Here is a 7,899-nt window from a genome sequence, read left to right on the forward strand (position 1 = left end):
AGAACAGATCCACAACGCCATGAGTGAACGTGCACGCACAGAAGGGGATCAAGCAAGGCGCGTAAAGGTCATGTCCGCTTCGGGGTGCGTCAGCGCTCCGCCCCGTGGTGGAATCCCATTCCGGGACAGGCCGTCCCTTGGAAATGCTTCCGCCCGGTCGACTCGACCAGGCCGGAAGCAGCGATCATCGAACCGCGACGACATGCATGCGTGAGGCTCTACGACAGTGAACAGCGCGACGCCTTCCTCTCCCGGCGTCTCGGCCCGCATGAGCAGGCAGGCGAGCAAGGACACGGCAGTCGAACTGTCCGTACGACGACTGCTGCACGCAGCCGGGCTGCGCTATCGCGTGGAGTACCCGGTGCCGGGCATGCCCCGAAGACGAATCGACGTGGCGTTCCCCCGGGCCAAGGTCGCGGTCCTCATCGACGGTTGCTTCTGGCACGGCTGCCCCCAACACGCCACCCATCCGAAGGCCAACGCTGAGTGGTGGCGCCGCAAGCTGGACCGGAACATGGCCCGCGACCGGGAGACGACCGAGCATCTGCTCGCGGCGGGGTGGACGGTGCTGCGGTTCTGGGAGCACCAAGCTCCCCAGGAAGTGGCCCTGCGCGTGGCGGAAGTCGTGGAGCGGCGACGGACCGAGCGAACCAGGGGGACAGAACAGTGAGGCCACTGACCTTCGTGGATGTGTGCTCCGGGGCGGGTGGGCTTGCCCTCGGGCTGGAGCAGGCAGGGTTCGAGCCGCGCCTCCTACTGGATGACGACGATCTCGCCGTCAGGACTCTGCGGACCAATCGGCCGCACTGGAACGTGCTTCATACCGACCTGCTGGACTTCGACCCGGCAGAGCACCCCGTGAGCTATGACGTGGATCTCCTCGCGGCGGGCCTGCCTCGCGTGAAGTCGAGTGCGACCGTTGGACGAACGGATTCGCGCACAGAAGTGCGGCTGTTGGAGGCCGCTGTGTATCTCGTCCATGCGATCCGACCTCGGGCAGTGCTCATCGAGAACGTTCCCGGGCTCGCTCACTCGGACGAGTATCAGCAGTTCCGCGATTTCGCCCGGGCGGAACTGTCCCACCTGGGATACGAGTTCAGTTGGTTTGTCGTGAACGCGGTCGACTTCGGCGTACCGCAAAATCGGAAGCAGGGCGTCCTGGTGGCCGTCGAGCGGCATCGGGCCAAGGCGTTCCGACCGCCGACGCCGACCGTGCAGGAGCCGAAGACAGTCGGTGCCGCTCTGGGGCCGTCCATGGCCTCACGCGGTTGGCAGGACGCCGCCCGCTGGGCCGCACAAGCCGATCGACCGGCTCCGACACTGGTCGGAGGCTCGAAGAACCGAGGTGGCGCCGACCTGGGACCGACCGGTGCCAAGCGGACATGGGAGACCATGGGGGTCAACGCGCACACGTTGGGCGACGAGGTTCCCGGTCCGGAGTTCCTCTGGGATCCCGAGCTCGGTAGGGAAAACATGGTGAAAATCACGGCCGAACAGGCGGCGTTGTTGCAGGCCTTTCCCGAATCGTGGGCAATTACCGGGCTCAAGACCGCCCGGTACCGCCAGATCGGGCAGGCCACGCCCCCGCCCGTCGGAGAGGCACTGGGTCGGGCCTTCGCCGAAGCGCTGGACGGGGACTCCGCAGTCTCCGCTGCCGGCTAGACTTGCGCCACATGACCAGCACGGCGCCACACCAGTCCATCCTCGACAAGCCCTTTGTCCTGGATCTCTTCGCGGGGCCCGGAGGGCTGGATGTCGCCGGACACGCGCTCGACATCCCCAGTCTCGGCATCGAGTGGGACAGAAGCGCCTGCCTGACGCGGTACGCGGCCGGGCTGGAAACGCTCCACGCCGACGTGAGCGCGGTGCGCAGGGATGCATTCGAGTCCCTGCCGCCAGAGATCAACGTGCTCGCCGGCGGTCCCCCGTGCCAGACGTACTCGGTGGCTGGAAAAGGCGCCGGGCGCAAGGCTCTGGAAGAGGTCAAGGGGTACATCGAACGGCTGATGGCGGGCCAGGCCGACGAGGCGATCGACAAGGACTTGCAAAAGCTCAGCGATCCGCGCACCGCAATGGTCCTCGAGCCCCTCAGGTACGCCATTCAGGCAACCAGGAGCCCGAACCGCGAGAAGCGCCCGTACGACGTGATCGTCCTCGAACAGGTCCCCGCGGTGGAGGCCCTGTGGGTCCATTACGCGAAGGTGCTGGAGGAGACAGGCCTCCCCGACGGCACCAAGTACAAGGTCGTCGTCGACGTACTCGACACCGAGACCTACGGCGTACCGCAGACGCGATCCCGCGCCGTACTGATCGCTCGGCGTGAAGGACTGGGTCAGCCCTCGCTTCCCGCGCCCACCCACCGTGCGTACGAGGCGAAGGAATGGAACCGCAGGGCAGATCAGACCGCGAGCCAGGTTCATCAGCCGACCCTCGACGACGAGGCCACCGCCCCCGAGCCCGAGGAACACCGAGAGAACCGGGCCCTGAAAGCCTGGAAGTCGATGGGTGAGGTTCTCGCCGACCCGGTGGGCACGCACCCGGGCCGCCGCACGCCGTTCCTGGTCCGCTCGAACTACGGCAGCTCCGGAGTTCCCGGGCGGCGCGGTGTGCGGACCGACCGGCAGCCCGCCGCCACCGTCACCGGTCGCATCTCGCGCTTCGTGGTGTTCGAGCACCTCAACGAGGACGTCGTCCGCGAGGGCGCGCGCTTCACCATGAACGAGGCCGGCATGCTGCAGAGCTTCCCTCCGGACTATCCCTGGTCCGGTACGGCACAGGCCCAACAGGTGGGCAACGCCGTGCCGCCCGTGTTCGGTGCCCACCTGCTGAGCGCCGCGCTCGGTCTTCCCGCCCCGGATCCGGATGTGCTGAGGAAGCCGTGGCAGCCGGCCACCGAGGAACAACGGGCCAAGCTGCGAAGTCACGGCTGCGGGGCCGCGGACGCTTGCACCGCAAGGTGCCCGCGTCCCCAGGATCAGGCACCGGTCCGCTCGTCCGTCGGCCCGCGCAAGAAGTCGTCGGCGAAGTAGTTCGCTCGGTCGGCAGCAGGTCGCTGAGCCGGCTCAGTCCGCGCTCTTCCTGCCCCTGACCGGTGCGGTCTCGAACAGGTCTGTGAAGTAGTTCGTGAGCGCGGTTACGGACTTCTCGGGGACGGGGTCCTCGTCCGGCCCCTTCGGGAGTTCATGCCGCCCCACCGGGAGTGCTGACCCCGCTTCCGCGATCCAGTCACGCAAACGAGCGGGATCCCTGGGCTCATCCGGTGCCAGGACGTCGTAGACCAAAGTCGCTCCGGCCGCATTGATCGCGACGCTGAGGCCGTTGACCTCTCGCCCCCCGGTGACCTTGCCGTTCTGCAGGAGGCGGACCAGAGCCTGGGCGGTGGGACGGTGGTCGACCAGCCCTCCCCTCAGAACGGTGTGGATGAGGTCTTGATTTCCGCAGGCGACCTCGACGGGCGCATAGTCCGGCCCGTTCCGGAAGAGTTCAGCCGCCCACCAGAGACGGGAGAAGCACTGCCGGTCCGCAGGGCCCCGGAAGCGCTCAGCGGCGATGCGCCTTTCCGGCTTCCTCGCGGTCGGCTCCGACAGGTGACGCCAGGCGACATAGTCCGGGGCCACCGCCAAGGCGATGTGATTCCACAGACGCTTGTCCGCCGCCTCCCGCCGCGTCAGGCGCAGCGTGGCGTGGAGCCGTGGCGCGAGCCACGCGTCGGCTCGGGTGCGGTCCTCGCGGAACTCGAACATCGCGTCTTCCACCAGGCTTCGGATCGGCTCGACCGACCACCTGGCGTCGTCCTCTGGAAGGGACTCGACGACCTTGGCGAGATCGATACCGCCGTGCACCTGTTCGCCCTTGAGCAACTCCTCGGTGAGGAACGGATCGACAGCCGAGGCAGGGAGCAGCGCCAGACGCTCCGGTACGTGGTTCGGTTGGCTGATCACGTCTCACTCTCTCGGTTCATCTGTTCCAGACTGCGGATGGCATAGGCAAGTGCCTTGCCGGCATCAGCACGACGGGCCGCCGCGTAGTGGATGCGGGTCTGGAGTTCCACCCAGCCCGAGTCGCCGGTGCGCCGGCGATGAACCTGCCGTAGAGCCTCCTCGACATGCACGCCGGGCACCACGTCCGGGAGCATCTCCCGCAGCACCTCGCCCTGCCAGTCGGTCGGGAAGACCGGGCCGCCGCCGGGCTCCACCTCCAGGTCGCCGATGGCACCGTGGAACACCGCGGCCCAGATGTCAGTGGCCATCTGAGCGACCATGAGGTCACGCACCTTGCCTTCCACACCGGAGCCGCTGCTGTCCAACAGACCGATGATCCCTTCGACGTCAGTGTTCACGAACACGGTGGGGACCCTGGCCGAAGCGTCCACGATCCACGGCACGTCGGCATAGGCGTGCAACCACTCCCTTGAACTCTTGCTGAACGAGGCTTTCTGGACTTCCAGTTGGAGCCCGCGTACCGGCTCTTCGGAGACCGTGTCGATGATCCAGCTCCGGTCGGTCTCCGCAATCGATCGACCCTCTACCCCGTCTACCGTCCCGACGGCGTACACGGCGAGGGAAGCCCGACCCAAGTGATCGTCACGGAGTACCTCCAGTGACCCCGACCAGTCCCGCCCGTCCTCCGCGTCACGCGTGAGGTCGGTGGAAGTGCGGACGTTGGTCTCGCCGTCCGTCAGCACGGCGAGAACGCGCAGATCGGCCCAGGCCGCGTCTGGTGCGTTCGCTCCGGGCGGCAGCGTCGCGGAGAGGCCGATCGTGGCGCTCACCCAGTCGGTGTGGCCCGCGATGCCGAGTGCGACGGCCTGCTGTTGGGTCGAGTACGCGGTCGTCTCCAACTGGTCGCGGGTGCCGTCGGAGAGCTTGAGGGAGACCGAGGTCACTCGGAGCGTGACCGGCCGGTTGAGCCTCTTGTACGGGTAGATCTTCACCGTCATTCCCCCTTGCCGGCGCGGAGTTCGACGACAAGGCGGGTGAGCTTCGTCCTGACCGGGTGACTGGTGACATCGGTGGTTCCTCGGAACTTCGCTCGTCGTGTGCCCGGAGTGAAGCGCAGGGTGCCGTCCTGCACCTCACAGCCCTCGACAGCGACGAGTTCTGCCCAGTCCAGCTTCGGGCGGCCCCCGGAGAGCACGTCCAGTTGGGCGACCGGCACCATCGGGACGACCTCGTCGCCACGCGGGATGCTCACTTCCCCTGTGATCTGCCACTCCCCGTCATCGCCGATCGTCGCGTCAAGCCCGTCCAGCACCGGGACCACCGGCCCGGAGGGCGCCTTGGCCTTGGGCCTCGTCTTCACGGTCAATGCCTTGCGCAGGGCTTCACCGCCCTCGCGGCTGCCACGCTTGGGCCGTGCGACGAGTTCCCTGACAGCGTTGTTGACCTCGGTGGTCAGCGCGTTGATCCGCCGGTACGCGGAGGGCGACCAGCGCAGGGTCAGCTCCTCCGTCTGCCCCCAACGATCGTGCTCAGGAGGTTCCGCCGCCCGTAGGAACTCCTCCGCCTCCTTCGCGAACGGGGCAGATTCCCCGGCAGCCTCCCCCACCAGGAGAACAGCCTGGAAAGGGTTGGTCCCGAGCGGCAGGTTCGGAACCCCGGCTCTCTTGACGGTCATGCGGTTACCACGCAGCGAGTGCACCTGGTTCTTCGGCGTGTCCTTGTCGTTGTCCGCCTCGGTGACCAACAGGACGGCCTGGTGCGTACCGAGCGTCCCCCGCGCGCCCCCGGACAGCGGCAGCTTCAGCGGAACGCTCCGCGCCGCCACTTGCCCGGCCTCAGTGAGTCGATCCACGGTGGTGCCCTCATAGTGCGCACGGAGGGCGCGTGTCCGGGAAGGCTGCTCGGCGGACGGGTCCACCTGCTCCTCAGCCACGACCACATCGCCGTTGCGCAGGGAACGGACCGAGACCTCCAGGAGGGGCAACCTGCTGCCTCCGCCGGTCATCGCGGCCCAGAAGTCACGCCCCAGTGCCTCGACGAGACGGCGGTGCATCTTGCGAATGTCACGCGTGTCCTCGCCGCCCTCCTCATCCATGGCCTCGTCGTCGGTGTCGGACGAGTTGTCCTCGAGGCTGGCCACATCGTGCGCGCCGACGATGAGGAAGGAAGTACCGGGTTCGTCGTTCTCCCTGGTCAGGTGCAGGCGAGCCACGGTCTCCTCGTCGGCCCACCAGGAACGGGCAACACGGGCGCCGGGCGAATCAGGGTCAGGGCGCCCGAACCATGCGGGGCCCGCGTACGGCACACCGTCGACCTCGCGCCACGGAAGTTCGAGACGCCCGATGACCCGTCGCTCGGTACGTCCCTCGTGAGGCTCGGACAACGTGGAGTTGATGAGCACGAGACCGAGAGCGCTGGTGGCCCACAAAGTCGCCTTGCCCAGGCCATACGAACCGCCCGCGGCCGGACCGGACTTGAGACTCTCCAACTGGCGCCTGACCACAGCGGCGAACTTGCCGTCTGCGTAGTCGTCCCCGATGAGCCCTGAAGCGTTGTAGTCGTCGACCCGCAGCAGGACGAGGCGACCCTTCTCGTACATGTCGCGCACCCCGGCGTCCACGACACGACCGACCTTCTGGTTACCCGCGCCCTCCGAGACGGCGGAGTAGTGCGGGAAGAGATCGTTCCAGAGAATCGCCTCACGGAAGGCGTCCAGGGACTCGCCGGTCAACTCGTGCAGTGTGTAACGGACACGGACCGGGCGGCCGTTCTCCGTCAGTCGCTCGTCGAGGCTGTTCTGGCAGGTCTCGCGTGCAAGGACCTGCACGTCGGCGTCGAAGGCGAAGGCTGCGGCATTGCCCAGGTCACGGCCACCGTCGGGATAGCCGGGACGGTGGTACCAGGTGACCGGCAGGCCGGCCTGAGTGTCGGTGGTGCGGGTGTGAACCGTGCCGAGGTCTGTGCCGAGCGCCTTGGCGATGTCCTGCATGACGGTCGGACGGGGAGTCGACCTCCCGGTGATCCACGCGGAGACGGCGGCTCGGGTCAGCCCGAGTTCCTCGGCCAGTTCGGCCTGTGTCCTCCCTGCGAGTTTGAGCTGACGGGCCAACCAAGGCCCGAACTCCTCACCTGTCTCCACGCGCCACCTGCTCTTCCCTCGGAGAGTCGTGCGAGCAGGATAATTTGACAAGCCCGGCGACGTCAACTGACAGTTGACCGCACTCGACCGCCCCTGCCATTGCCCATCGATGTCCAACTTGACCTGTTGGCCCCACTAGGCCCCCTTACGCTCCACCCGGTAAGCGGAATGACCAACTCCCTTCAGTGCAGCGGAAGTTCAGGGTTGCACGATCGAGTGACTGCCGATAGCTTCAGTGACGATGGGAAATGCCATCTCGCTCGTGAACCCCAAACTGGGAAGCCCGGGCGGCCGGGGGAGAAGTGCGTCCGATTCCAGACATGGGCGCAGGAAGGGCGAGGGGGACCGAAGCGCCCGAATGCAGTTGACACCCGAAAGCAGAAACATTTCCCTGAAAGGGCTGGCGGCGCGAGACATCCACCCGCTAGCGTGATCAGCGGAAGAAGTATCTCGCCTGACAACACCCATCCGTTTCACGGGGGACGTGTATCCAAGTGCACCCCTGTGCGACCACAGGACACGACGCAACAGGGGAAGACCACTCAATGGATGAACAGGACTGCGGCGACCTCCTTGACTCGCTCCGGGAGTTAAGCGCATTTGAACTGCGGATTCAAACAGCACAGAGCAAGGTCGAGGTGGCGGAGATCCTCCACCGACACGACCTGCCCGAAGAGTTTTTCACCCAACGATTCCCCGACCTGGCCAAGACGGTTCAACAACTGCCGGACGAGACCTCACCCACGGCCTGATTCCACGTAGCACGCCGTCGACACCGAGTCTCCCAGAGCACGCGCGCCTTCATGCGGGCCGGCCACA

At 66.8% G+C, this 7,899-nt stretch carries 7 protein-coding genes; 4 read left to right on the forward strand and 3 right to left on the reverse strand.

Going from position 1 to position 7,899, the window contains the following annotated elements:
- Nucleotides 1-268: 268 nt before the first annotated feature.
- Genes C1703_RS14550 through C1703_RS14560 form a run of 3 tightly spaced genes read left to right on the forward strand, consistent with a single transcriptional unit; the run spans nt 269 to nt 3,029 of the window.
- Nucleotides 269-670: a very short patch repair endonuclease gene (locus tag C1703_RS14550; protein WP_114252997.1), complete on the forward strand. Its 402-nt coding sequence runs from the start codon at nt 269-271 to the stop codon at nt 668-670.
- A complete protein-coding gene (locus C1703_RS14555) occupies nt 667-1,662 on the forward strand; it encodes a DNA cytosine methyltransferase (RefSeq protein ID WP_114252998.1) in 996 nt (331 codons plus the stop codon). Before C1703_RS14550 ends, C1703_RS14555 begins: the two co-directional genes overlap by 4 nt.
- Nucleotides 1,663-1,673: 11 nt before the next feature.
- Nucleotides 1,674-3,029 carry a DNA cytosine methyltransferase gene (locus C1703_RS14560; protein ID WP_114253001.1) on the forward strand — a complete coding sequence of 452 codons (1,356 nt, stop codon included), beginning with the start codon at nt 1,674-1,676 and terminating at the stop codon, nt 3,027-3,029.
- Between the two features lie 33 nt (nt 3,030-3,062).
- Here C1703_RS14560 and C1703_RS14565 read toward each other — a convergent pair whose 3' ends face one another.
- From C1703_RS14565 to C1703_RS14575, 3 genes are read right to left on the reverse strand one after another with little or no spacing between them, the layout of a single operon-like run.
- Complete coding sequence (locus C1703_RS14565) at nt 3,063-3,941, reverse strand: DUF6339 family protein (protein ID WP_114253003.1); 879 nt, start codon at nt 3,939-3,941, stop codon at nt 3,063-3,065.
- Nucleotides 3,938-4,933 carry a hypothetical protein gene (locus tag C1703_RS14570; RefSeq protein ID WP_114253005.1) on the reverse strand — a complete coding sequence of 332 codons (996 nt, stop codon included), beginning with the start codon at nt 4,931-4,933 and terminating at the stop codon, nt 3,938-3,940. Before C1703_RS14570 ends, C1703_RS14565 begins: the two co-directional genes overlap by 4 nt.
- A gap of 2 nt (nt 4,934-4,935) precedes the next feature.
- Nucleotides 4,936-7,080, reverse strand: coding sequence for a helix-turn-helix transcriptional regulator (locus tag C1703_RS14575; RefSeq protein ID WP_114253007.1), 2,145 nt, complete (start codon nt 7,078-7,080; stop codon nt 4,936-4,938).
- Between the two features lie 545 nt (nt 7,081-7,625).
- Between C1703_RS14575 and C1703_RS14580 the strand changes: the two genes are divergently transcribed.
- A complete protein-coding gene (locus C1703_RS14580) occupies nt 7,626-7,832 on the forward strand; it encodes a hypothetical protein (protein ID WP_114253008.1) in 207 nt (68 codons plus the stop codon).
- Nucleotides 7,833-7,899 lie beyond the last annotated feature (67 nt).

The organism is Streptomyces sp. Go-475, assembly GCF_003330845.1.
In the GTDB taxonomy this organism is placed as follows: Bacteria; Actinomycetota; Actinomycetes; order Streptomycetales; family Streptomycetaceae; genus Streptomyces.

Coding starts and splice junctions, on each gene's coding strand:
- C1703_RS14550 (WP_114252997.1), top strand. CDS start 269: ATGAGCAGGCAGGCGAGCAAGGACACGGCAGTCGAACTGTCCGTACGA.
- C1703_RS14560 (WP_114253001.1), top strand. CDS start 1,674: ATGACCAGCACGGCGCCACACCAGTCCATCCTCGACAAGCCCTTTGTC.
- C1703_RS14580 (WP_114253008.1), top strand. CDS start 7,626: ATGGATGAACAGGACTGCGGCGACCTCCTTGACTCGCTCCGGGAGTTA.